This is a genomic window from Leisingera sp. F5, assembly GCF_001593695.1.
Window position 1 is genome coordinate 1 of sequence record NZ_LUKH01001357.1, and the last position, 1,084, is coordinate 1,084.

At 62.7% G+C, this 1,084-nt stretch carries 1 protein-coding gene; it reads left to right on the forward strand.

Annotated elements, in window-relative coordinates; translation table 11 throughout:
* Positions 1 to 908: ribosome biogenesis GTPase Der (gene der / locus A2I95_RS41400; protein WP_291738086.1), on the forward strand; the 908-nt coding region annotated here is incomplete at its 5' end.
* Between the last annotated feature and the right edge of the window lie 176 nt (positions 909 to 1,084).

A 1,084-nucleotide genomic window follows, 5' to 3' on the forward strand; every position in this document is an offset into this window, starting at 1 on the left:
ACATTGAAAGCATCCCCGAGCCGACCGATGCCAAGCCGCTGCAGGTTGCCGTTGTGGGCCGCCCCAACGCGGGCAAGTCGACGCTGATCAACAAGATCCTGGGCGAGGACCGGCTGCTGACCGGACCTGAGGCCGGTATCACCCGTGACGCGATCTCGCTGCGGATGAACTGGAACGGCGTGCCGATGCGGGTGTTTGACACGGCCGGCATGCGCAAGAAGGCCAAGGTGCAGGAAAAGCTGGAAAAGCTGTCCGTTTCCGACGGCCTGCGCGCGGTGAAATTCGCCGAAGTCGTTGTGGTGTTGCTGGATGCGGATATCCCGTTCGAACAGCAGGACCTGCGGATTGCCGACCTGGCCGAGCGCGAGGGCCGCTCGGTTGTTGTGGCCGTCAACAAATGGGACATCGAAGACAACAAGCAGGAAAAGCTGCGCGACCTGAGGGAAGCCTTCGGCCGCCTGCTGCCGCAGCTGCGGGGCGCGCCTTTGGTAACGGTTTCGGCTAAAACAGGCAAGGGGCTGGACCGGCTGCATGATGCGATCATGCGGGCCTATACCGTGTGGAACCGCCGGGTGCCGACCGCGGCACTGAACCGTTGGCTGGTTGGCATGCTGGAGCAGCACCCGCCGCCAGCGCCTCAGGGTAAGCGGATCAAGCTGCGTTACATGACCCAGGCCAAAAGCCGCCCGCCGGGGTTTGTGGTGATGTGCTCGCATCCCGACAAGCTGCCGGAAAGCTATAACCGGTATCTGGTCAACGGCTTGCGCGAGGATTTCGATATGCCCGGCACGCCGATCCGGTTGTATATGCGCGGACAGGGCGACAAAAACCCTTATAAGGGCAAGCGCGCCAAGAATGCCGGCGCTTTGGCCAAGCATTTGAATAAGCGCGGCGGCGGATCCAGCTAGGGAAAGGCGCTCCCGCCCGGCCCGCGGCATTCACAGAATACCTTGGCCCGTTGGGCCCGGCGCCGCCCCGACGGGCGGCGTTATTGCGTTTCACAGGGGTGAGCGGCCTTTTGCCTGCTAATTCCCGGGGATCGTCTCCCTGTGTTTCCTTCCCTGCTGCAGATTGATACCCTTCA